The sequence below is a fragment of the Glaciimonas sp. OK215 genome (assembly GCF_057787885.1).
This window is the reverse complement of the sequence record NZ_CM173544.1, coordinates 3,231,675-3,253,814: the sequence shown is the minus strand read 5'-3', so window position 1 is coordinate 3,253,814 and position 22,140 is coordinate 3,231,675. Positions and strand designations below refer to the sequence as shown.

At 62.9% G+C, this 22,140-nt stretch carries 18 protein-coding genes and 3 pseudogenes; 19 read left to right on the top strand and 2 right to left on the bottom strand.

All coding sequences use genetic code 11. The features are described from left to right. Window positions 1–88: 88 nt before the first annotated feature. From AC3CHX_RS14750 to AC3CHX_RS14735, 4 genes are all read left to right on the top strand, one after another. Window positions 89–1,693, top strand: coding sequence for a class I adenylate-forming enzyme family protein (locus AC3CHX_RS14750; RefSeq protein ID WP_488628804.1), 1,605 nt, complete (start codon window positions 89–91; stop codon window positions 1,691–1,693). Beyond that, complete coding sequence (locus AC3CHX_RS14745; RefSeq protein WP_488628803.1) at window positions 1,690–2,877, top strand: iron-containing alcohol dehydrogenase family protein; 1,188 nt, start codon at window positions 1,690–1,692, stop codon at window positions 2,875–2,877. The genes AC3CHX_RS14750 and AC3CHX_RS14745 overlap by 4 nt, the downstream gene beginning before the upstream one ends. Window positions 2,878–2,929: 52 nt before the next feature. After that, a complete protein-coding gene (locus AC3CHX_RS14740; protein ID WP_488628813.1) occupies window positions 2,930–4,357 on the top strand; it encodes an MmgE/PrpD family protein in 1,428 nt (475 codons plus the stop codon). A gap of 68 nt (window positions 4,358–4,425) precedes the next feature. Then, window positions 4,426–5,418, top strand: coding sequence for a Bug family tripartite tricarboxylate transporter substrate binding protein (locus AC3CHX_RS14735; RefSeq protein WP_488628812.1), 993 nt, complete (start codon window positions 4,426–4,428; stop codon window positions 5,416–5,418). Between the two features lie 94 nt (window positions 5,419–5,512). On the opposite strand, the gene AC3CHX_RS14730 is transcribed toward AC3CHX_RS14735, so the two are convergent. After that, a complete protein-coding gene (locus tag AC3CHX_RS14730; RefSeq protein ID WP_488628811.1) occupies window positions 5,513–5,689 on the bottom strand; it encodes a hypothetical protein in 177 nt (58 codons plus the stop codon). A gap of 177 nt (window positions 5,690–5,866) precedes the next feature. On the opposite strand from AC3CHX_RS14730, the gene AC3CHX_RS14725 reads away from it, so the two are divergent. The 11 genes and pseudogenes from AC3CHX_RS14725 (at window position 5,867) to AC3CHX_RS14675 (ending at window position 18,185) form a co-directional block, all read left to right on the top strand. Then, on the top strand, window positions 5,867–6,082 hold the full coding sequence (locus AC3CHX_RS14725; protein ID WP_488628810.1) for a hypothetical protein: 216 nt from the start codon (window positions 5,867–5,869) through the stop codon (window positions 6,080–6,082). Window positions 6,083–6,583: 501 nt separating this feature from the next. Beyond that, window positions 6,584–7,768, top strand: a complete 1,185-nt coding sequence (locus AC3CHX_RS14720) for an FAS1-like dehydratase domain-containing protein (RefSeq protein ID WP_488628809.1) — start codon at window positions 6,584–6,586, stop codon at window positions 7,766–7,768. 10 nt (window positions 7,769–7,778) lie between these two features. Then, complete coding sequence (locus tag AC3CHX_RS14715; protein ID WP_488628808.1) at window positions 7,779–8,882, top strand: Rossmann-fold NAD(P)-binding domain-containing protein; 1,104 nt, start codon at window positions 7,779–7,781, stop codon at window positions 8,880–8,882. 33 nt (window positions 8,883–8,915) lie between these two features. After that, the gene (locus AC3CHX_RS14710) at window positions 8,916–9,488 is read left to right on the top strand and encodes a DUF2889 domain-containing protein (RefSeq protein ID WP_488628807.1); all 573 of its coding nucleotides are present in this window, start codon (window positions 8,916–8,918) and stop codon (window positions 9,486–9,488) included. Between the two features lie 377 nt (window positions 9,489–9,865). Continuing rightward, window positions 9,866–10,840, top strand: a complete 975-nt coding sequence (locus AC3CHX_RS14705; RefSeq protein WP_488628806.1) for a Bug family tripartite tricarboxylate transporter substrate binding protein — start codon at window positions 9,866–9,868, stop codon at window positions 10,838–10,840. 128 nt (window positions 10,841–10,968) lie between these two features. After that, the gene (locus tag AC3CHX_RS14700) at window positions 10,969–12,189 is read left to right on the top strand and encodes a CaiB/BaiF CoA transferase family protein (protein WP_488628805.1); all 1,221 of its coding nucleotides are present in this window, start codon (window positions 10,969–10,971) and stop codon (window positions 12,187–12,189) included. 126 nt (window positions 12,190–12,315) lie between these two features. Next, on the top strand, window positions 12,316–13,920 hold the full coding sequence (locus tag AC3CHX_RS14695; protein ID WP_488628804.1) for a class I adenylate-forming enzyme family protein: 1,605 nt from the start codon (window positions 12,316–12,318) through the stop codon (window positions 13,918–13,920). Beyond that, window positions 13,917–15,104: an iron-containing alcohol dehydrogenase family protein gene (locus tag AC3CHX_RS14690; RefSeq protein WP_488628803.1), complete on the top strand. Its 1,188-nt coding sequence runs from the start codon at window positions 13,917–13,919 to the stop codon at window positions 15,102–15,104. The genes AC3CHX_RS14695 and AC3CHX_RS14690 overlap by 4 nt, the downstream gene beginning before the upstream one ends. Before the next feature lie 52 nt (window positions 15,105–15,156). Further along, window positions 15,157–16,584: an MmgE/PrpD family protein gene (locus AC3CHX_RS14685; protein ID WP_488628802.1), complete on the top strand. Its 1,428-nt coding sequence runs from the start codon at window positions 15,157–15,159 to the stop codon at window positions 16,582–16,584. A 53-nt stretch (window positions 16,585–16,637) separates the two neighbouring features. Then, window positions 16,638–17,661: pseudogene (locus tag AC3CHX_RS14680) on the top strand (alpha/beta hydrolase domain-containing protein). 368 nt (window positions 17,662–18,029) lie between these two features. Next, complete coding sequence (locus AC3CHX_RS14675; protein WP_488644829.1) at window positions 18,030–18,185, top strand: GMC family oxidoreductase N-terminal domain-containing protein; 156 nt, start codon at window positions 18,030–18,032, stop codon at window positions 18,183–18,185. Window positions 18,186–18,616: 431 nt separating this feature from the next. On the opposite strand, the gene AC3CHX_RS14670 is transcribed toward AC3CHX_RS14675, so the two are convergent. Then, window positions 18,617–19,528 carry a LysR family transcriptional regulator gene (locus AC3CHX_RS14670; RefSeq protein WP_488628801.1) on the bottom strand — a complete coding sequence of 304 codons (912 nt, stop codon included), beginning with the start codon at window positions 19,526–19,528 and terminating at the stop codon, window positions 18,617–18,619. Window positions 19,529–19,770: 242 nt separating this feature from the next. Between AC3CHX_RS14670 and AC3CHX_RS14665 the strand changes: the two are divergent. The 4 genes and pseudogenes from AC3CHX_RS14665 to AC3CHX_RS14650 form a co-directional block, all read left to right on the top strand. Beyond that, window positions 19,771–19,902 (top strand): annotated as a pseudogene (locus tag AC3CHX_RS14665) (integrase core domain-containing protein); the annotation flags it as partial. Between the two features lie 95 nt (window positions 19,903–19,997). Continuing rightward, on the top strand, window positions 19,998–21,176 hold the full coding sequence (locus AC3CHX_RS14660) for an FAS1-like dehydratase domain-containing protein (RefSeq protein ID WP_488628800.1): 1,179 nt from the start codon (window positions 19,998–20,000) through the stop codon (window positions 21,174–21,176). Between the two features lie 160 nt (window positions 21,177–21,336). After that, a pseudogene (locus AC3CHX_RS14655) lies at window positions 21,337–21,771 on the top strand (aldehyde dehydrogenase family protein); the annotation flags it as partial. Window positions 21,772–21,799: 28 nt separating this feature from the next. After that, a complete protein-coding gene (locus AC3CHX_RS14650; protein ID WP_488628799.1) occupies window positions 21,800–22,135 on the top strand; it encodes an aldehyde dehydrogenase family protein in 336 nt (111 codons plus the stop codon). Window positions 22,136–22,140 lie beyond the last annotated feature (5 nt).

Below are 22,140 nucleotides of genomic sequence, written 5' to 3'. Positions count from 1 at the left end.
GGCTCGCTCGATGTTCGAGTTTAGCCAACGCCTCGATGTGGAAGGAGCCGGAACGCCGGCATTCCACTACTAACCGATAGGAGCATGCATGTCATCAGCAACGGCAACGGCAATATGGGGCGATGAGATCGCAGTGGAAGAAATTGGCGGCGTGCCGTTCCGGATGTATACGGAGCGGCCGCGCCGGGTCGAAGAAGTGCTCGCGTTCGCCGCCCGTTGGGGAACACGGCCGCACATCGTGCAGGGCGAGCGCGTGGTCACCTTCGAGGACCTGCATCGGGCCGTGGCCAACAAGGCCCGCGAACTCGCTGACCTGGGCGTGCAGCGGGGCGAGCGCGTCTTCCTTTTGGGCTGGAACAGCCCGGAATGGGCGGTGAATTTCTGGGCCTGCCTGCGCGCCGGCGCCGTACCCGTGCTCGCCAACGCCTGGTGGAGCGAAGTTGAAGTCGCGAACGGCCTGGCAGCGTTGAAACCGGCCCTCACTCTCGCCGACGAGCGTACGGCCGCCAAAGTGCCTGCGGAGTGGCGCGTCGGTCCCTGGGGCATCGACACCGTGCGCCGGCAGGACAGCGATGCCTCTGCCGGGACGGAAGGATCACGAGACGAGGGAGAGACCGCCCTCATCATCTTCACCTCGGGCACGTCGGGCCAACCGAAAGCGGTCGTGCTGTCGCATCGGGCCGTGCTGGCTCGCCTGCACATGACGCTGCACGTCACGCGCAAGCTTCCGCACCAGGTCGACGAAGCGGCTCATGACGTCACCCTGATCACGGGTCCCCTGTTCCACGTGGGGGGGATGCAGACCTTGCTGCGGGCCGTCGTCGTCGGCGACACGCTGGTCCTGTCGCGCGGCAGGTACGACCCCGCCGAGGTGCTCGAGTCGATCGAGCGTAACAAGGTCAAGCGATGGAATGCGGTACCGACCATGGTGTCGCGGCTGCTCGATCATCCGGACGTGTCGCGCAGGGACTTGAGCAGCTTGAAGTCCATCAGCATCGGCGGAGCACCGGTGCACGTGGAACTGATGCAGCGCATGCGCACGGAATTGCCCAGCGTCAGCCCGAGGATTCCGACGGGCTATGGGCTCACGGAAAACGGAGGCCAGGCGACCGCGTCGGGCGGTTCGGAGGACATTGAGAAACTGGGCTCGACGGGCAAACCGATGCCTTGCGTCGAAGTGCGGTTCCAGACCCATCCCGGCTTGCCCGACGGCGAGGTCCTGCTGCGCGCTCCCACGCAGATGTCGGGTTACTTCGGGATGGAGGAATCGCTGATCGACAAGGAAGGGTGGCTCCACACCGGCGACCTGGGGCGGCTCGACGACAAGGGCAACCTCTGGATCACCGGACGCTGCAAAGACATGATCATCCGCGGCGGCGAGAACATTGCGCCGGTTGCGATCGAACGCGCGCTGGTGGCGATTCCTGGCGTTGCAGAAGCGGTGGTGTTCGGTATTCCGCACCCCGATCTCGGCGAAGAGGTGATGGCGATCGTCGTCGCCGAGGGCGAACTCACTGAGCAGCAATTGGAAGAGCAGTTGCGCGCGAAGGTGGCATCCTTCGCGGTGCCCAGCCGTTGGCGAATCCAGAAGGAGCCGCTGCCGACCAACCAAACCGGCAAGGTCGACAAAGCCACCCTGAGTGCGCAAGCACGTGCGGAGTGCCTGCTGGAACGTGCCAGGAGCGGAGCATGAGCGGCGCAGGAAGCATGGACATGGCTTCGTTCCAACACATCACGCCGCCGTTGCGTCTCTTCAGCGGTTCCGACAGCCTGGAGTTTCTCGGCCGTGAACTCGACCGACTGAACAGCCGCCGCGCGGTGGTCTTCTGCGGCCGATGGGCTGAGGGCCCGCTGCTCGAGGCGGTATGGTCAGGGATGGGCGACCGGTGTGCCGGCGTGTTCACGGGGGTTGTCGCGCACAGTCCGCTGGCTTCCGTGGAGGCCGGCGCGCAAGAGCTGAAGCGCCTTCAAGGCGACGCCGTGGTGGCCTTGGGCGGTGGTTCGTCCATCGTGACCGCCCGTGCGGCGAGCATCCTGGCCGCCGAGAACGGCGATGCTCGGAGCCTATGCACGTCGCGCGACGCAAGCGGCAAGCTTCACAGTCCAAAGCTGATGGCGCCGAAGCTTCCGCAATTGATCGTGCCGACGACGCCGACGACGGCCATGGTCAAGGCCGGTGCCGCGGTCTTCGATCCCACTACCGGGGAGCGCCTCGCGCTTTTCGATCCGAAGACGCGGGCTCATGCAATCTTCATCCATCCGGTGCTCATCCAGTCGTCGCCTCGCGATCTGATCGTCAGTTCGAGCCTGAACACGTTCGCGATGTGCATCGAAGGGTTGACGTCGCGCTCGGGAGATCCGCTCTCGGATGCCCTGCTGATGCATGCGTTGCGACTGCTCGTGCAGCATCTGCCCAATCCGGCGCTTGGCGACGATCCGGGCCTGCGCGCCGAGCTGATGCTCGCCGCAGTGTTGTGCGGCCAGGGCTCGGACTACACCGGCGCCGGGATCACGACAGTGCTGGGGCACGCCATCGGCGCGCGCCACCACCTCGACAACGGAATCTTGAATGCCATCGTGCTGCCGCATGTGCTGCGCTTCAATGCAGGCGCAAATGCGCCCGGCTTGCAGAAGGTGGCAACATCGTTGGGCTTGCCTCGATGCGAGGGCGATGCGCTCGTCGCGACGGTGATCGATGCGGTGGAGTCGTTGTTCGCCCAGCTCGGTGTTCATGGACGGCTGCGCGATGTCGGCGTAGCGCGCGACACACTACCCGAGATCGCCGCCAACGCAATGGGTGATTGGTTTCTTCGCGGCAATCCGCGCCCCGTGCGCGACATGTCCGAGCTGAAACAGGTTATGGATGAGGCGTGGTGACGCCTTCAGTGAGCAATCGTTTTTATACAATGAACCATCTACAGGAGAAAACATGATGTCAGTGTCCCAAAGTAACGTACAACCGGCAGCGATGCCGGATCTCGTGGTCGATCTGGCGCGTTTTGCGGCGAACATCGACGTTTCTCGGCTGGACGACGCAGTCGTCAAGGCCGTCAAGGTCAACATCCTCGATATTCTGACTTGTGCACTGGCGGGATCGTCCGCCAAGGCGATCGCCGAAGTCTCGGGTCTCGTCAGGGAATGGGGCGGGGCGCCCCAGGCGGACATGTTCGTGTTCGGTGGAAAATTCCCTGCCCATCACGCGGCGTGGGTTAATAGCGGCATATCCCATGCGCGCGACTTCGACGATACGCATGACGGCGCCATCCTTCATGCAGGCGTTTCGGCGGTTCCCGCCGCGATTGCGGCAGGACAATTGCGCGGCAAGCTGTCGGGCGCCGATCTGATCGCTGCCGTGGCAGCCGGCCTGGAAGTGACCTGCCGCCTGGGCGTGGCCATCAAGGTCGACATCATCGAAAGCGGCTTCATCTACTCCTCGCTGCTCGGCTACTTTGGTGCGACGGCGGCCGCTGGACGCGCCCTCGGGCTGAACGAAGAGGAGATGCTCAATGCGTTCGGCATCGTCTACAGTTCGGTCGCGGGCAATCACCAGGTCACGCGCGACGCTTCGCTGATGAAGCGGCTGCAGCCCGGACTTGCCGCGCAGGCGGCGGTGGTCGCGGTACAGTTGGCCAAGCGCGGAATTCGCGGCGCGCAGAATGTGTTCGAAGGTGTCGACGGCTTCTTCCGCGTGTACATGCAGGGCCGAGCCGACGCCAACGTCGTGCGCAAGGATCTCGGCCAGCGCTTCGAACTCCTGAACCTGAGCTACAAGCCCTATCCATGCAACCGTGATGCACACTCCTCAATTGACGCGCTACTGGAGTTACGCGCCAAGACGCAACGCCCCGCAAGCGACATCGAGTCGATCAGCGTCGGCATCACCGGGCCAGGGTACCAGATGATTTGCGTCCCCGAGCACGTCCGCGTTGCGCCGAAAACGATCGTCGAGGCGCAGTTCAGCATTCATTACGCGCTGGCCGTAACCTGGATCGACGGCGCGCCGGGCATGAGCCACTTTACCGACGAAGCTCTGCAGCGTTCCGACATTCTCGCTCTGGCCTCGCGAGTAAAGCCTTACGTCGATGAGGAGATCGATCGCGAGTGGAGTCGTTTTGTGACGCCAGCCAAGGTGATGGTCCGGTTCCGTGACGGCCAGACGGTTGAGACGCGAGTAGACTATCCGAAAGGCCATCCGAAAAACATGATGACGGAGGCGGAATTCGCGGCGAAGATGGCCGATTGCGCGACCTACGCAGCCAAACCAATGCCCGCGGACACGGTTCCCCGCCTCATATCCACGGTCGGCAAGCTCGAGTCGCTTCCCGATATTTCCGAGCTCCTGCGCATAGTGACCTGACCTCGCAACGGAGGGTTGAGCCTTTTTGCTTTTTAACTTGCCGGCTCCGGCCGGTCAACGGAGACACCATGTCGATCTCGAACTTCATCAGCGGCGTGACACGCCGAGTCCTTCTCACCACCGGTGCCGCCGTGCTGCTGGCTGTGCAAGGCAGCGCGCATGCCGCGTGGCCCGAGCGCCCGATCAAGTTGATCGTGCCAATCGCCCCCGGCGGGAGCAACGACAACATTGCGCGCGTGCTGGCGAGCAAGCTCGCCTCGAGGCTCGGCCAGCCAGTCATCGTTGATAACAAGCCTGGCGCGGGCGGCACCATCGGCACCGACGCCGTGGCCAAGTCGCAGCCTGACGGCTACACGCTCCTATTGGGATCATCTTCGATCACCACCAACGCGGCGAGCGGCAAGAAGCTTCCGTACGATCTCTTGAAGGACCTGCAGCCCATCGGTGAGATCGGTGCGGGGCCGTTCGTGGTCGTCGTGTCCAACGGCCTCAAGGTGACGACGCTGCGCGAGCTCATTGATCTTGCGCGTGCGAAGCCGCTGGGCATCAGCTACGGCTCCGCCGGCGTCGGTGGCTTGAATCACATCGGCGTCGAACTTTTTGCCTCGGTCGCCAAAGTGCAGCTCTTGCACGTACCGTATAAAGGCATGGGCCCTGCGTTCACGGACCTGATGGGCGGAAACGTGCAGATGCTGATGCCCAGCTTGGCTTCGGTGACCCCGCATATCCACGGCGGCAAAATGCGCGCTCTGGCTATTACCGGCGCGCAGCGTTCGCCGCTTGCGCCGGAGCTGCCGACGGTGGCCGAAGCGGGCCTGCCCGGGTTCCAACTCGAGGTTTGGTGGGGATTGCTCGGCCCCGCGCGGCTCCCGGTCACAGTGGTCAACCGGCTTAATGAGGAATTGAAAGCGGTACTCGCGTTGCCGGATGTGAGGGAGCTCCTCGCTCGGGAGGGCGCCACTCCGCGACCCGGCACGCCGGAGGACTTTCGCAACCTTATTCGTTCCGAGGTCGTGCGCTGGCGTCAGCTCATAAAGGATGCCAATATCCAGATGGAGTGAACGCAGTGCACTGACCGTTCGTGATTGACATAAGCACAACCGCGAGGGGCTGACCTTCAGCACCCTCCGACCACCCGACCACCGCCAGAGAATGTCAAATGCGTCGCACAGTGCGGGCGGAAAGGCGCGGTACGATGCCATCAGCCACCGCTTGGCTCGCCTGTTCGGTGATATGCAGTCCCTTAGCGATCGGTTCCAGGCAAGCCAGTTGCACGATCTGCGCGCGTGCCAGAGGGGGAAATGTCGCTAAGGTTCTGCTCTCGGCGGACATCCCGAAATCCTTCGAGGCACAGGGACGGATGCCATTGGCTTCCACGTCCGAGCAGTTCGCCGGGAGCAGCTCAGGAGGGAGACAGCGACCCTTGCGCCGGTGGTGAAGTCGGCAAACACAGAGATGGACGTCAACTAAGTAGTCGAATTCAGAATCAAAAAATCACGCGATTCGAGGATGTGCACCTCGAGCCGGCGCCGGACTTCGGCTGCGTCTTCCTGCTGGATGGCCTCGATTGATCTGGGCGTGGAACTCGGCTTCGACTCGCTGACGGATGGTGCCGCGCCAATGATCGGCGGCCAGCACCGCGTCGAGCCGCTTGCCCGCGTTGCGGCAGGCTATTTCGCCAGCCAGGCCTTCGAGGGTCGCGCGGACGGTGCAGCGGTCTGCTAGTTCGGGACGGGTGAAGCTCTGCACGATGGCACCGCGGTTGGGTAGCAGCTTGACGATGCGGTCGGATTCCAGAGGCTTGAGCGCCTCGCACACAGGGTGCGGCTGATTCCCATTTTGGCGGCGATGTGTTCGATGGTTAGCCGCTCTTCCGGCTTGATATAGCCTTCGAAGATAGCGGCGCGGATCATGTCGCGGGCCTTGTCGGCCAACTAGCCGCACTTCATTTTGCTGAGATGGTCGTTCATCGCGTGAAACTCCATGTGCGTATTGACTTATTACATCCAAACCCATTGACATACGCCATTTCCCCGCCTAAAATCAAGTTGTTCCCATATAAGACCTATTGTACGTATATACGAACGTTAACTCATCATTGAACGGAGACAACAATGGACTTCCTTCTCCAAGGTGTGCGAGATGCGAGCGCAAGGCGTGAGTGCCTCGCCATCGCATCTACGATCACACGACGCTCGCTTTTCCATTCACTCAGGGAAACCAATCATGACTGAAATTGCCGCAACCTCAGGGATCACCAAGGAGCTCGCACTGGGCAAGTTCACCGACGAGATGCTCGCGAACATGCGCGATCTCATCGGCACCGAGCTGCGCACGGAATCCTGCCTCAACAACGAATACGCCACGCGCCTGGCGATCCTGCGCTTCTGCGAAGGCATCGGCGATGACAACCCACTGTGGATGGATGGGGCCTACGGCGCGAAGTCGGCGTTCGGCACGCAGATTGCGCCGCCCAGCTTCATCTTTGCCTGCCTGGGCTCGGTGCAGGTGGGCTGGCCCGGACTGGGTGGTTTCCACTGCGAGACCAAGATGAGCTTCAACCAGCCCATCCGCGTGGGCGACAAGATTGACGCCAAGGTGGTCTTCGACGGCTTCGACGGCCCCATCGCCGACAGCAACTTCGGCGGCCGGCGCATCAAGGACTACCTGCGCCAGGAGTACCGCAACCAGGACAGCGAGCTGGTGGCCACCTTCATCTGCTCGCGCATGCGCTTCGAGCGCACCGAAATGCAGAAGCGCGCCGCCACCCGCACCATCGAACTGCCCCATCCGTGGAAGGACGAGGAGCTCGCCGCCATCGAGGAACAGATCCTGGCCGAGAAGCCGCGCGGCGCGACGCCCCGCTACTGGGAAGATGTCCAGGTGGGCGACGAGATCGACGTTATCACCAAGGGTCCGATCGGGTTGTCGGACTTCATCGCCTTCATTGCGGCCGGGGCGGCGCCGATCCCGCGCATCTCCGCGCACTCGGTGGCGCTCAAGCGCTACCACAAGCATCCGAAATGGGCGTTCCGCGACCCCAAAACCCATGCGCTGGAGCCCGTGTACTCGGTGCACTACAACGATTACGCGGCCAAGCTTCAGGGTGCGCAGATCGCCTACGACGTGGGCATCCAGCGCACCTGCTGGCAGATTCATTCGCTCACCAACTGGATGGGCGACGCCGGCTCCCTGAAGTCGCTCACCGGCCAGTACCGCGCGCACGTGTACCTGTCCGACGTGGTCCGGCTAGGGGGGCGCGTGGAGGCCAAGGAAATCGATGCCGACGGCCAGCACGTGGTGCGCCTGACCACCTGGGCGCACAACCAGCGCGAGCAGAACGTGATGCCCGGCACCGCCGTCATCGCGCTGCCGACTCGCGGCGCGGCCGAACGTCCGGCCAAGATCTGAGGCGACACATATGAAAACTGCATTGGTCATCGGAGGAACGGGCCCGACCGGTCCTTACGTCGTGAACGGTCTGATCGATCGCGGCTACGCTGTCACCATCCTGCACAGCGGCTTGCACGAGGTCGAGTTCAAGACGGAAATCGAGCACATCCACGCCGACGTGCATTTCCGCGAAACCTTCGAGGCGGCGCTGGGCGATCGCCGCTGGGACCTGGTGGTGGCCAGCTACGGACGGCTGAAGCTGGCCGTGGAGGTGTTGAAAGGGCGCACGGGCCGGGTGGTGGCGATGGGCGGCGGCCCGCTGGCTGCACGCGACGATCCGCGCTGGGGCCCGCTCGGGCCGGCCGCCAACCTGGACGAGGTCAGGGGCCTGCAGGAAGAAACCCCGGAACGCAACAAGCTGGGTTATCAGATGGCACAGGCGGAGGAAGCGTTGTTCCGCGCGCATCGCGAGGGACACTTCAACGCGACCCAGATCGGCTATCCCATCCTGTACGGCCCACGCCAGCCCGGCGCTCACGACTGGAGCATCGTGCGCCGCGTGCTGGACAAGCGGCGGCACTTCATCATCGCCGACGGCGGCATCAAGCTCGAGGCGCGGGCCTTCGCCGAAAACGCCGCCCACGCCGTGCTGCTCGCGATCGACCAGCCGGACAACTCGGCGGGACAAAAGTACCTCGTAGCCGACGATCCGCTCTACACCATGCGCCAGCGCATCGAGGCGATCGCCGGCATCATGGGCCACGAATTCGAGTTCGTCGACATGCCGTGGGAGCTGGCGGTGCCCTCCCAGGTACTGTGGCGGCGCGTGCGCGGCAGCCAGTTCCGCGACACCGGCAAGATTCGGCGCGAGCTCGGTTACGCCGACGTTGTGGATCCCCACAGCGCACTGCAGCAATCAGTCGAATGGCTGCTCGCCAATCGCGCGGAGTCCTCCGGCGAGCTGGAGGAGCAGTTGGGCGACCCGTTCGACTACGCGCGTGAAGACGCGCTGATCAAGCAGTGGCAAGCCGTGCGCGCCCAGATACCGGACGTCGATTACCCGTTGGCCCCGCGTGCGCATATTTATCGTCACCCGACCAAGGTCAACGAAGGCTGGAAGCGGCCAGCGTAGCCTGGATTCTGTTCAATTTTTTTGGAGACCCGAATGCCCCTATCCACTGCCGGCAGCCGCCGCGAGATCCACCACCGCGTCATCGACATGAAGGCGTTCGCGCGAGACGACGGCCTGTACGACGTCGAAGCACACTTGGTAGACCGGAAGCCTTTTGCCTCCCCCTGTTTTGGTTTGCCCGAACCGGTGCCGGCGGGATATCCGCGACACGACATGTGGGTTCGGCTGACGGTCGACGACCAGTTCGTGGTGCGCAGCGTCGAGGCGGCGTCGGACGAGACGCCATACAGCGTCTGCAAGGAGGCCGAATCGACATTGTCCGTGATGGTGGGCGAGCGTATCGCTTCCGGCTGGTCGGTCAAGGTGAAGGAGCGCCTGCGCGGCTCCGCCAGCTGTACGCATCTGATGGAAATGCTGATTCCGTTGGCAACCACGGCATTGCAGGGGATCCGCGGCGTGAATGTCAAGCTACTAGGAGCCGTTGATGCGAACGGCGTGCCGCGCAAGCTGGACACCTGCTACGCCTACGGACGGAGCAGCGAGGTGGTCAGGATGATATGGCCGCAGCATTTCCGTCCGCGGTCGCCTACATCGCCTGATGCATAAGTTCGGGATCTGCAATGCGGTGCATGGCGCGAGGGCGCAATTTGCGCTTCAGGGAGAACGCGTTGGCGGCCGGATCGCGCACAACGCTTCGGCGCCCTTGACGAACCTGGTGCTGGAAACTCAGTTCAATGACGGCCCGCGCGTTCGCGTTGTATGCCGATGTGTGCTTGGAGCGCGCTCACCAAGAGCGTTCATCCAAAGCACCCGCCACCGCTTCCTTCGGGCAATGAACTGTAGAAGTTCGCTGCATCGGCGTCTGAGGCTGCCGAGTCATCTCGCATTGTTAAGTCGCAGCCCCGCGGTGACATCGCGAGGGCCAACTGTTCTGGGGCCGGTTTAAAGACGTGCTCGTTTCGTTAAACGTTATAGGAGATATCATGCATCAACGTCGCATCGTACTTCGGACATTGGCCGCTGGCGTGCTCGCGTGTATCGCGGGGTTGGCTGGTGCACAGCAGTATCCGAGCAGGCCGATCCGGATCGTCGTTCCGGTCGCTCCGGGCGGAGCCATTGACAATGGCGCGCGCATCCTCGCCGAGAAGCTGAGGAAAGCGTGGGGCCAGCCGGTGACGGTCGATAACCGCGGCGGGGCCAACACGGTTATTGGCACGGCGGTCGTCGCCAAGGCGCCGCCCGACGGTTATACCTTGCTATTTGCATCGAACGCACACGTTGTCTTGCCCTTGATCGCCACCAAGCTGCCATACGACACGACCAAGGACTTCATTCCGGTAGGCAGCTTCGCTTATACGCCGTACGTGTTGCTCGTCAATCCGTCCCTGCCGGTGAACTCGTTACAAGAGTTCATCGCGTACGTCAAGGCCCGGCCCGGCCAACTGAATTTCGGCTCGTCCGGTGTGGGCGCAGGCTCCCACATCGCTGGAGAGGTGTTCAGGGCGATGACCGGGTTGAACATGCTGCACATCCCGTATAAGGGCGGCGGGCCGGCCATGACCGAGCTGTTGGGCGGCCGGATCCAGGCTAACTTTAACTCGGTGAATTCCTCCGAAGGCCAGGTCAAGGCAGGCAATTTGAAGGCGCTCGCGATCACTTCGGAGCAGCGTTGGCACTCGCTGCCGGATGTGCCGACCTTCGCCGAATCGGGCTTGCCCCAATACCAGGAACGGGGCTGGCTCGGCCTGTTCGCCCCAGCCGGTACCCCCAGGTCCATCATCGACAAGCTCAATACCGAAATGATAAAGATTCTGCGCGCGCCGGGCACGAAGGAATCCTTCGAGACGCGCGGCCTCATTCCGCTGATTTCCACGCCCGAGCAGTTCGCCGAGATGCTCAGAAAGGAGACAGCCACTCTCGCCCCCATCGTGAAGGCAGCGAACATCCACATGGAATAGAGACGGCTCTGGCGTAGCCGCTCATCATCCCTCGGGTACACGGGCGTCTGGAAGCGGCCAGCGTAGTTGAACAGTAAAAACAGTCAATGAACGGCAAGTAAAACGGTACATCAAAGGAGTAAATCGACATGAGCAATGAGAAATCACGCAAGCCCATCCTTTCCGGCCTGCGCGTGCTGGACATATCGCACCAGTACGCCGCCGCCAACTGCTGCGCGATCCTGGCCGACCTTGGCGCCGACGTGCTGCAGGTCGAGCACCCAAAAGGCAGCCCGATCCGCACCATGCTGCCGAAGAAGGGCGCGCACTCAATGTGGTGGAAGGTGGTGGAACGTGGCAAGAAGCACATTACGCTGAACCTTTCCACGCCCCGTGGTCGCGAGATCCTGCTGCAGATCGCCAAGGACTATGACGTGCTGGTCGAGAACTTCCGCCCAGGCACGCTGGAGAAGTGGGGACTGGGCCCGGCGGACCTGGAGAAGGCAGGGCTCGACCTGACCATGGTGCGCATCAGCGGTTTCGGGCAGACGGGCCCCTACAGCCCTCGGCCCGGTTACGGCACGGTGGCCGAAGCGATGAGCGGCTTTGCGTACATGAACGGCTACCCTGACGGACCGCCGACGTTTCCCTCGTCCACCCTGGCCGACGGGGTGGCTTCGCTGTGGGCCGTGATTGGCACCCTGGCGAGCCTCTACGGCAACAACTGCGCCGTCAAGGGCGTGGAAGTGGTGGACGTCGCGCTTATGGAAGGGCTCTTCCGCATCGTCCCGACGCAGATCCCTACTTATCAGCAGACCGGCGTCGTACAGACGCGGCCTGGTAACTATCTGGGTGACCACGGCGCGCTGCGCAACGTCTACCGAACGCGCGACGACAAATGGTTCGTCGTCAGCGCCGTCGGCCCCACGATCCGCAATATCCTGGTCGGTGCCGGCGCGCAAGAGTTGGTCGATATCCTGGATACAGGCCTTCTGCACGGCGAGGACATGGGGTCGATCTCGAAGTTCCTGATGCGCTGCAACGAGCACATGGCCATCTGGGGCGCCGCACACGACTACGAGCAGGTGACGACGGCTCTGACAGCCGCCGATGCAGTCCACGCTCCGGTATATAGTGCGGCCGAGATCATGAACGACCCGCACTACAAGGCGCGCGACCAACTCGTGACGCTGCCCGACGCCGAGCTTGGCGAGGTCACGATGCAGGGGATCGTGCCGAGATTCCCCGGCCGTGATCACAAGATCCGCCACCCAGGCCGCGCGATGGGCTGTGACAACGAGGCGTTCTACGCCTCCCAGGGGATCACCTCCGCCGACCTCGCGGCCATGAAGAAGGAAGGGATCGTCTAAAGTAGTGGTTCGTTCTCTTGAGAACCTAAATGGCTGTTGGCTCGCTCGATGTTCGAGTTTAGCCAACGCCTCGATGTGGAAGGAGCCGGAACGCCGGCATTCCACTACTAACCGATAGGAGCATGCATGTCATCAGCAACGGCAACGGCAATATGGGGCGATGAGATCGCAGTGGAAGAAATTGGCGGCGTGCCGTTCCGGATGTATACGGAGCGGCCGCGCCGGGTCGAAGAAGTGCTCGCGTTCGCCGCCCGTTGGGGAACACGGCCGCACATCGTGCAGGGCGAGCGCGTGGTCACCTTCGAGGACCTGCATCGGGCCGTGGCCAACAAGGCCCGCGAACTCGCTGACCTGGGCGTGCAGCGGGGCGAGCGCGTCTTCCTTTTGGGCTGGAACAGCCCGGAATGGGCGGTGAATTTCTGGGCCTGCCTGCGCGCCGGCGCCGTACCCGTGCTCGCCAACGCCTGGTGGAGCGAAGTTGAAGTCGCGAACGGCCTGGCAGCGTTGAAACCGGCCCTCACTCTCGCCGACGAGCGTACGGCCGCCAAAGTGCCTGCGGAGTGGCGCGTCGGTCCCTGGGGCATCGACACCGTGCGCCGGCAGGACAGCGATGCCTCTGCCGGGACGGAAGGATCACGAGACGAGGGAGAGACCGCCCTCATCATCTTCACCTCGGGCACGTCGGGCCAACCGAAAGCGGTCGTGCTGTCGCATCGGGCCGTGCTGGCTCGCCTGCACATGACGCTGCACGTCACGCGCAAGCTTCCGCACCAGGTCGACGAAGCGGCTCATGACGTCACCCTGATCACGGGTCCCCTGTTCCACGTGGGGGGGATGCAGACCTTGCTGCGGGCCGTCGTCGTCGGCGACACGCTGGTCCTGTCGCGCGGCAGGTACGACCCCGCCGAGGTGCTCGAGTCGATCGAGCGTAACAAGGTCAAGCGATGGAATGCGGTACCGACCATGGTGTCGCGGCTGCTCGATCATCCGGACGTGTCGCGCAGGGACTTGAGCAGCTTGAAGTCCATCAGCATCGGCGGAGCACCGGTGCACGTGGAACTGATGCAGCGCATGCGCACGGAATTGCCCAGCGTCAGCCCGAGGATTCCGACGGGCTATGGGCTCACGGAAAACGGAGGCCAGGCGACCGCGTCGGGCGGTTCGGAGGACATTGAGAAACTGGGCTCGACGGGCAAACCGATGCCTTGCGTCGAAGTGCGGTTCCAGACCCATCCCGGCTTGCCCGACGGCGAGGTCCTGCTGCGCGCTCCCACGCAGATGTCGGGTTACTTCGGGATGGAGGAATCGCTGATCGACAAGGAAGGGTGGCTCCACACCGGCGACCTGGGGCGGCTCGACGACAAGGGCAACCTCTGGATCACCGGACGCTGCAAAGACATGATCATCCGCGGCGGCGAGAACATTGCGCCGGTTGCGATCGAACGCGCGCTGGTGGCGATTCCTGGCGTTGCAGAAGCGGTGGTGTTCGGTATTCCGCACCCCGATCTCGGCGAAGAGGTGATGGCGATCGTCGTCGCCGAGGGCGAACTCACTGAGCAGCAATTGGAAGAGCAGTTGCGCGCGAAGGTGGCATCCTTCGCGGTGCCCAGCCGTTGGCGAATCCAGAAGGAGCCGCTGCCGACCAACCAAACCGGCAAGGTCGACAAAGCCACCCTGAGTGCGCAAGCACGTGCGGAGTGCCTGCTGGAACGTGCCAGGAGCGGAGCATGAGCGGCGCAGGAAGCATGGACATGGCTTCGTTCCAACACATCACGCCGCCGTTGCGTCTCTTCAGCGGTTCCGACAGCCTGGAGTTTCTCGGCCGTGAACTCGACCGACTGAACAGCCGCCGCGCGGTGGTCTTCTGCGGCCGATGGGCTGAGGGCCCGCTGCTCGAGGCGGTATGGTCAGGGATGGGCGACCGGTGTGCCGGCGTGTTCACGGGGGTTGTCGCGCACAGTCCGCTGGCTTCCGTGGAGGCCGGCGCGCAAGAGCTGAAGCGCCTTCAAGGCGACGCCGTGGTGGCCTTGGGCGGTGGTTCGTCCATCGTGACCGCCCGTGCGGCGAGCATCCTGGCCGCCGAGAACGGCGATGCTCGGAGCCTATGCACGTCGCGCGACGCAAGCGGCAAGCTTCACAGTCCAAAGCTGATGGCGCCGAAGCTTCCGCAATTGATCGTGCCGACGACGCCGACGACGGCCATGGTCAAGGCCGGTGCCGCGGTCTTCGATCCCACTACCGGGGAGCGCCTCGCGCTTTTCGATCCGAAGACGCGGGCTCATGCAATCTTCATCCATCCGGTGCTCATCCAGTCGTCGCCTCGCGATCTGATCGTCAGTTCGAGCCTGAACACGTTCGCGATGTGCATCGAAGGGTTGACGTCGCGCTCGGGAGATCCGCTCTCGGATGCCCTGCTGATGCATGCGTTGCGACTGCTCGTGCAGCATCTGCCCAATCCGGCGCTTGGCGACGATCCGGGCCTGCGCGCCGAGCTGATGCTCGCCGCAGTGTTGTGCGGCCAGGGCTCGGACTACACCGGCGCCGGGATCACGACAGTGCTGGGGCACGCCATCGGCGCGCGCCACCACCTCGACAACGGAATCTTGAATGCCATCGTGCTGCCGCATGTGCTGCGCTTCAATGCAGGCGCAAATGCGCCCGGCTTGCAGAAGGTGGCAACATCGTTGGGCTTGCCTCGATGCGAGGGCGATGCGCTCGTCGCGACGGTGATCGATGCGGTGGAGTCGTTGTTCGCCCAGCTCGGTGTTCATGGACGGCTGCGCGATGTCGGCGTAGCGCGCGACACACTACCCGAGATCGCCGCCAACGCAATGGGTGATTGGTTTCTTCGCGGCAATCCGCGCCCCGTGCGCGACATGTCCGAGCTGAAACAGGTTATGGATGAGGCGTGGTGACGCCTTCAGTGAGCAATCGTTTTTATACAATGAACCATCTACAGGAGAAAACATGATGTCAGTGTCCCAAAGTAACGTACAACCGGCAGCGATGCCGGATCTCGTGGTCGATCTGGCGCGTTTTGCGGCGAACATCGACGTTTCTCGGCTGGACGACGCAGTCGTCAAGGCCGTCAAGGTCAACATCCTCGATACGTTGTCTTGCGCGCTGGCGGGATCGTCCGCCAAGGCGATCGCCGAAGTCTCGGGTCTCGTCAGGGAATGGGGCGGCGCGCCCCAGGCGGACATGTTCGTGTTCGGCGGAAAATTCCCTGCCCATCACGCGGCGTGGGTTAATGGCGGCATGTCCCATGCGCGCGACTTCGACGATACGCATGACGGCGCCATCCTTCATGCAGGCGTTTCGGCGGTTCCCGCCGCGATTGCGGCAGGACAATTGCGCGGCAAGCTGTCGGGCGCCGATCTGATCGCTGCCGTGGCAGCCGGCCTGGAAGTGACCTGCCGCCTGGGCGTGGCCATCAAGGTCGACATCATCGAAAGCGGCTTCATCTACTCCTCGCTGCTCGGCTACTTTGGTGCGACGGCGGCCGCTGGACGCGCCCTCGGGCTGAACGAAGAGGAGATGCTCAATGCGTTCGGCATCGTCTACAGTTCGGTCGCGGGCAATCACCAGGTCACGCGCGACGCTTCGCTGATGAAGCGGCTGCAGCCCGGACTTGCCGCGCAGGCGGCGGTGGTCGCGGTACAGTTGGCCAAGCGCGGAATTCGCGGCGCGCAGAATGTGTTCGAAGGTGTCGACGGCTTCTTCCGCGTGTACATGCAGGGCCGAGCCGACGCCAACGTCGTGCGCAAGGATCTCGGCCAGCGCTTCGAACTCCTGAACCTGAGCTACAAGCCCTACCCGTGCTGCCGCATGACGCACGCCGCGATCGAAGCGGTGCTGGAGTTACGCGCCAAGACGCAACGTCCCGCAAGCGACATCGAGTCGATCAGCGTCGGTGTCACCGCACCCGCGTACCAGGCGGTCTGCATTCCCGAGGCCGTGCGCAAGACACCGCGCACGATCGTCGAGGCGCAGTTCAGCATCCCCTACACCGTGGCCGCCGCATGGATCGACGGTGCGCCGGGCATGGGCCACTTCTCCGACGAAGGCCTGACGCGCACGGAGATCCTCGATCTTGCCTCACGGGTGCAGCCTTATGTGCACGCGGAGATCGAACGCGACTGGAGTCGCTCCGTGACGCCAGCCGCGGTGACCGTGCGGTTCCGCGACGGCCAGACCGTCGAGGCGAGGGTGGACCACCCAAAAGGCCACCCGAAGAACATGATGACCGACGCGGAGGTCGCAGCCAAAGCCGCCGATTGCGCGACGTTCGCCGTCAAGCCGTTGCGTATCGATGCAGCAGACCGCCTCACCGCCACCGTGCGAAAGTTGGAATCGGTGCCGGACGTTTCCGAGCTCCTGAGCATCCTGAGTTGACGGCGCGGACGCTGCCGTCCCCCCCCAAACGAACTAACAAGTAAATAGGAGACATGCATGAAGCTTATTTCCGTCCTTCGCGGTACCAGGCTCCTTCGCTGTCTTCAGACGCAGTTGTCTTGTCTGCCGGACATTCCTACAAGACACGGATAATCGTTAGACGACCCCTCGATGCCGCCAAGTTCAACAGCGTCGTTGTCGTGGAATGGCTCAATGTGACCGCTGGCTACAACCTTGACGCAATCTGAGAAGTTTCGCGCGGGCACTTGATTCACGAGGGCTACGCTTGGGTTGGTGTGTCGGTGCAGCGAATGGGCATGAATCAAGAACCTTATGGCCTTACCGCATGGCGTCCCAAGCGATATGGGGCGCTGCACGTGACCGCCGGCGGCACGATCACCGACGACTCACTGGCAAATGACATCTTTTCGCAGGCTGGACGCGCTGGGCGTCGGCTACTCACAGTCGGCGAGACTGCTCGCCTCGTACTACAGCTCGATCCATCCTCTGCACAAGGTCTACGACGGCTTCATGCTAGTCGTGGGCCGCGACGGTACGCTTCGCACTGACTTGCGAACCAAGGTGCTACGCATCAATAAGGAGCACGAGGTGTTTCTGAACCTGGTCCCACACCAGCCAGATTAGGCCGTTTTCCGCGCATGGGAGATTGCTGGCGCTTCGCACGTGGACTACTGGTTCACCATGTCCAGGCAGCAGCTGGCGTCTCGGAACGGCTTGCGGCCCCTCGCCTTCGCGTGCAACCGGCCTGCGCTAAGTCACGTAGACAACAAGTACGTTCTGAATGCTGGATTCGACTATCTTGTCAATTGGATCAGTAGCGACAAGCATCCGTCGATCGTACAGTCGATCGAGATGACCGTCACAGGGAATACGGCGACGATCCCGCGAGATGTGAACGGACACGCGTTTGGCGACGTGCGTCTAGCGGCTGTCGACGCGCCAATCGCCACCAACACTGGCGCGAACTATGGGGAGTCGTTCTGCAGTCTCTACGGGTCGCATGAGGCCTTCGGCGATGCCAAGATTGCTTCACTGTATGTCACTCACGATGACTAAGTTCGCGCAGTGCGTGAGGTGACGGCGAGAAACGTGAAGGACGGATTCGTACTGAAGGACGATGCCGAAGAAATTGTCCAAGATGCGATCGAGTCGCGGGTGAGAACCTCAATCCCACGGACGATTCCATAGCGCGCCGTCAAGCCACAGCCGCGTGGCCCGACTTGGCGGGTGGCGGCGCGGCCGGCGTGATCTTAGCTAATCGGCTGAGCGAAGACACTCAGGTCACGGCCTGCCTTCTGGAGGCGGGCCCACCTGATCTGCATCCCTACTTGCACATACCGGCGGGTTTCATCCGGGTGATCTTCAATGCGAAGTACGCATGGCAGTTTTCCACTGAGCCCATGTCATGAACCAACGGGCCGCGCATTCCGTTACCACCGGGGCGAGTATTGGGCGGCTCGTCCTCGATTAACGGACTCGCCTATACCCGCGACCAGTGCGAGGACTACGACGGCTGGGTCGAAGCTGGCAACCCGCGATGGAGCTATGAAGAGGTGCTTCCGTACTTCCAACGCAACTAGAGGCGACTCGTTCCTGGTGACACGCGTTATCGCGGTTTCGATGGTCCGGTAGGTATCAGCGATATAGGCTGGAACCATCCGCTCTGCGAGCAGTTCATCGCCGACGCGGAAGGGTTCGGAATTCCCCGCACCGTCCGAGTGTGCACTTTTGGCGCCATTTGGGGGGCGTGCAGGGGCTCTGTCAGTGGTTCACAATTTGCCGACGGAAAATTTTTAGGAACTGCGCTCAAAAGCAGATGAACAGAATTCGTCAGATGCCATGAAGCTCAAGATGTATCAAATTATGGGTATTCCATGACCACCTTGCGGCGCCGAAGTGATATCCGGCGGGGCCTTTCAGCGCTTCGTCGACGACGGTTCGTCTGATGTCCAGTGGTCTTTTCCACCAAGGTCGATGATTGCGCCAGTTCTGTCGGGCTGGACGCGGGCCGTTAAGGGTGCACGTGACTCGCGCTCAGTTTCATCTCAGGCCACGCAACTCTCGCCGCCTCGATAAACGCGCAGATCAAAGGGTCATCCTTCCGGCGGGACAAATGCGCGATCGACAGGGAGAATTCGGCTCGCGTGATCGGGGACAGCGCGAGGTAGCCGTCTCGCTCCCCGTGAACCGCTTGATCGTCCCGCATAAGCATCATCCCGATGCCCGTTTGCAGCATGGCGCGCGCATGCGCTGCATTATCGAACCGAACAACTGTGTTGAGCTTAAGGCCTTTCTCCTCGAACAGACCCGCCAACATAGCCGCATAAGCCGAGTTTCCCATCGGCGTTATCCAGGGCAGGCTTGCCAGTGCGGCCCAGTCCGCGCTTTCGATCTGTGCCTTCCAGGCCGCAGGTCCCGCCACCCGGAACGGCACTGTCATCAGTTCATAGTAGGTGAACCCCGCATCAATGGGGCGACCCAACAAGACGCCAATATCGAGCTCACCGCTCTTGAGGCCTTGGCGCGTTCCTGATGAAGGCCGGGCGTGCAAGTCCACGCTGACGAGGGGGTGCTTGTCGCGAAGCGCTTTGATCACCTCGCCAATGCGGGTGCCTGGCTCGGTGTTACAGCCCAAAACGAGGTTGCCCTCCATCTTCCCGCGAAGCTCGCGGGCGAATGACGTGAATAGCGCCGCTTGGTTGAGCAGTGTCTCTGCCTCGCGTAACAGTAGCTCACCGGCGCGGGTCAGTTGAAGGCTGCGGTTGGCACGCACGAATAGCTGGACGTCGAGAGTCTCTTCGACTGCGCGTACATGGCCGCTTGCCGCCGACAGGCTCATGTGGAGCCGATCGGCCGCGCGTGTGAGGTGCTGCTCTTCCGCCACTGCAACAAAGGTTCGCAACGGAACTAGATCGATTGGCATAGTTGTCTCCTGCCGTTTTGGCCGTTCTGAGGCTCTCGAACCCTGATGCTACCATCTGACGCTACCATCTGACGCTACGGGCGTTCGAAAAACATGGACACGGCTCCCGAAAATAGTCATGGGCGGGTTGCGGAGGTGCTTCCTACACTGCCTCGCAGTTACTCGCACACCGGTTACTTCAACGAACGAAGATTTCGCGGCGACTTTCACCCGCTTTGCAGACGAGATTTCTCTCGGGGCCCAGCGCCGAGCGCACCGACTGGTTGCCTGCGTTCCCGGCCTACTACAACGCCCGCAGGCCCCACTCTGCCTTGGGCTACAAGCCTCCAGCTTCCCGTCTCGGCGGCAACAACCTATTGCAACTTAACACCTAGATTCCCGCAGACGGGCTGCGAGAAACACGCATGGACATTGGGAGTCCATCGACTTACAGTTTATTTATCGCATAAATGACCACGAGTTCTCAGTTATGAGCGAAACGACCACCGATTCCTCAGGGATCACCAAGGAGCTCGCACTGGGCAAGTTCACCGACGAGATGCTCGCGAACATGCGCGATCTCATCGGCACCGAGCTGCGCACGGAATCCTGCCTCAACAACGAATACGCCACGCGCCTGGCGATCCTGCGCTTCTGCGAAGGCATCGGCGATGACAACCCACTGTGGATGGATGGGGCCTACGGCGCGAAGTCGGCGTTCGGCACGCAGATTGCGCCGCCCAGCTTCATCTTTGCCTGCCTGGGCTCGGTGCAGGTGGGCTGGCCCGGACTGGGTGGTTTCCACTGCGAGACCAAGATGAGCTTCAACCAGCCCATCCGCGTGGGCGACAAGATTGACGCCAAGGTGGTCTTCGACGGCTTCGACGGCCCCATCGCCGACAGCAACTTCGGCGGCCGGCGCATCAAGGACTACCTGCGCCAGGAGTACCGCAACCAGGACAGCGAGCTGGTGGCCACCTTCATCTGCTCGCGCATGCGCTTCGAGCGCACCGAAATGCAGAAGCGCGCCGCCACCCGCACCATCGAACTGCCCCATCCGTGGAAGGACGAGGAGCTCGCCGCCATCGAGGAACAGATCCTGGCCGAGAAGCCGCGCGGCGCGACGCCCCGCTACTGGGAAGATGTCCAGGTGGGCGACGAGATCGACGTTATCACCAAGGGTCCGATCGGGTTGTCGGACTTCATCGCCTTCATTGCGGCCGGGGCGGCGCCGATCCCGCGCATCTCCGCGCACTCGGTGGCGCTCAAGCGCTACCACAAGCATCCGAAATGGGCGTTCCGCGACCCCAAAACCCATGCGCTGGAGCCCGTGTACTCGGTGCACTACAACGATTACGCGGCCAAGCTTCAGGGTGCGCAGATCGCCTACGACGTGGGCATCCAGCGCACCTGCTGGCAGATTCATTCGCTCACCAACTGGATGGGCGACGCCGGCTCCCTGAAGTCGCTCACCGGCCAGTACCGCGCGCACGTGTACCTGTCCGACGTGGTCCGGCTAGGGGGGCGCGTGGAGGCCAAGGAAATCGATGCCGACGGCCAGCACGTGGTGCGCCTGACCACCTGGGCGCACAACCAGCGCGAGCAGAACGTGATGCCCGGCACCGCCGTCATCGCGCTGCCGACTCGCGCCGGGGAAATAAAGTCCTGATGAAGGCACGCGATCGGCGCATGCTACGAGAAGGAGAAGGACATGGTCAACGCCATCGTGCTGCCGGACGTGCGGCGCTTCAACGCCGAAGCGGGGCGGGCGGGTTTCGCCAAGGTTGCCGTGGCGCTTGCCGCGCTCGGACAGCGAGTCGCAGGTGCTGATGACCATTCAAACGGTGAGGACAATCTTCGCTGCACTTGGCGTGCCCAGCCAGCTGCGCGACCTGGGTGTGCTCCGCTGGTTCGAGCAGTTCGGCAACACGAAGGTGCGCCGCGAGCCCTCGGGTGTTGTCGGCGCCATCACCGCGTGGAATGCCCCGCTGCGGTCCGTCATTTCCAAGGCCGGAGCGGCGATCGCAGCCGGATGCACGGTCGTGCTGAAGCCCTCCGAGGTCGCACCGCTCACAGCCTTCATGTTCGCGGAGATGTGCGCCGACGCCGAGCTGCCGGCTGGCGTCTTCAACCTGGTCTGCGGTACCGGGCCGGAAGTGGGCGAGGCGATCGCGTCGCACCCAATGGTGGATATGGTGTCGCTGACCGGCTCGGTGCGCTCCGGGCTTGAGGAAAGCGTTCGCATGCTCGCCGGGGGGCGAAGCACCTGAAAGGCTCGCCTGCGGTTACTACGTGCTGCCGACGATCTTCTCCGGCGACAACTCCAGCCGCATCGCGCGCGAGGAAATCTTCGGCCCGGTCGTGGTGATCATCCCCTTCGACAAGGAGGCGGACGCCATCCGCATCGCCAACGATTCGGTGTATGGCCTCGCGGCCGGAATCTGGTGCGGCGACGCTAACCGGGCGCGCGCCATCGCGGCGAAGCTGCGCGTGGGCCGCGTCCGCATCAATGGCGCGCCGCTCAACAAGCGGGGCACGCACGGCGGCTTCAAACTGTCCGGTGTCGGCCGCGAGTGGGGCCGCATTGGCGTCGAAGCGTTTCTCGAATACAAGTCAGTGATCGGCTGACCGAC

Coding starts and splice junctions, on each gene's coding strand:
- AC3CHX_RS14670 (WP_488628801.1), bottom strand. CDS start 19,528: ATGCCAATCGATCTAGTTCCGTTGCGAACCTTTGTTGCAGTGGCGGAA.
- AC3CHX_RS14660 (WP_488628800.1), top strand. CDS start 19,998: ATGAGCGAAACGACCACCGATTCCTCAGGGATCACCAAGGAGCTCGCA.
- AC3CHX_RS14715 (WP_488628808.1), top strand. CDS start 7,779: ATGAAAACTGCATTGGTCATCGGAGGAACGGGCCCGACCGGTCCTTAC.
- AC3CHX_RS14730 (WP_488628811.1), bottom strand. CDS start 5,689: ATGTCCGCCGAGAGCAGAACCTTAGCGACATTTCCCCCTCTGGCACGC.
- AC3CHX_RS14745 (WP_488628803.1), top strand. CDS start 1,690: ATGAGCGGCGCAGGAAGCATGGACATGGCTTCGTTCCAACACATCACG.
- AC3CHX_RS14720 (WP_488628809.1), top strand. CDS start 6,584: ATGACTGAAATTGCCGCAACCTCAGGGATCACCAAGGAGCTCGCACTG.
- AC3CHX_RS14705 (WP_488628806.1), top strand. CDS start 9,866: ATGCATCAACGTCGCATCGTACTTCGGACATTGGCCGCTGGCGTGCTC.
- AC3CHX_RS14725 (WP_488628810.1), top strand. CDS start 5,867: ATGTGCACCTCGAGCCGGCGCCGGACTTCGGCTGCGTCTTCCTGCTGG.
- AC3CHX_RS14710 (WP_488628807.1), top strand. CDS start 8,916: ATGCCCCTATCCACTGCCGGCAGCCGCCGCGAGATCCACCACCGCGTC.
- AC3CHX_RS14700 (WP_488628805.1), top strand. CDS start 10,969: ATGAGCAATGAGAAATCACGCAAGCCCATCCTTTCCGGCCTGCGCGTG.
- AC3CHX_RS14685 (WP_488628802.1), top strand. CDS start 15,157: ATGATGTCAGTGTCCCAAAGTAACGTACAACCGGCAGCGATGCCGGAT.
- AC3CHX_RS14750 (WP_488628804.1), top strand. CDS start 89: ATGTCATCAGCAACGGCAACGGCAATATGGGGCGATGAGATCGCAGTG.
- AC3CHX_RS14740 (WP_488628813.1), top strand. CDS start 2,930: ATGATGTCAGTGTCCCAAAGTAACGTACAACCGGCAGCGATGCCGGAT.
- AC3CHX_RS14735 (WP_488628812.1), top strand. CDS start 4,426: ATGTCGATCTCGAACTTCATCAGCGGCGTGACACGCCGAGTCCTTCTC.
- AC3CHX_RS14695 (WP_488628804.1), top strand. CDS start 12,316: ATGTCATCAGCAACGGCAACGGCAATATGGGGCGATGAGATCGCAGTG.
- AC3CHX_RS14690 (WP_488628803.1), top strand. CDS start 13,917: ATGAGCGGCGCAGGAAGCATGGACATGGCTTCGTTCCAACACATCACG.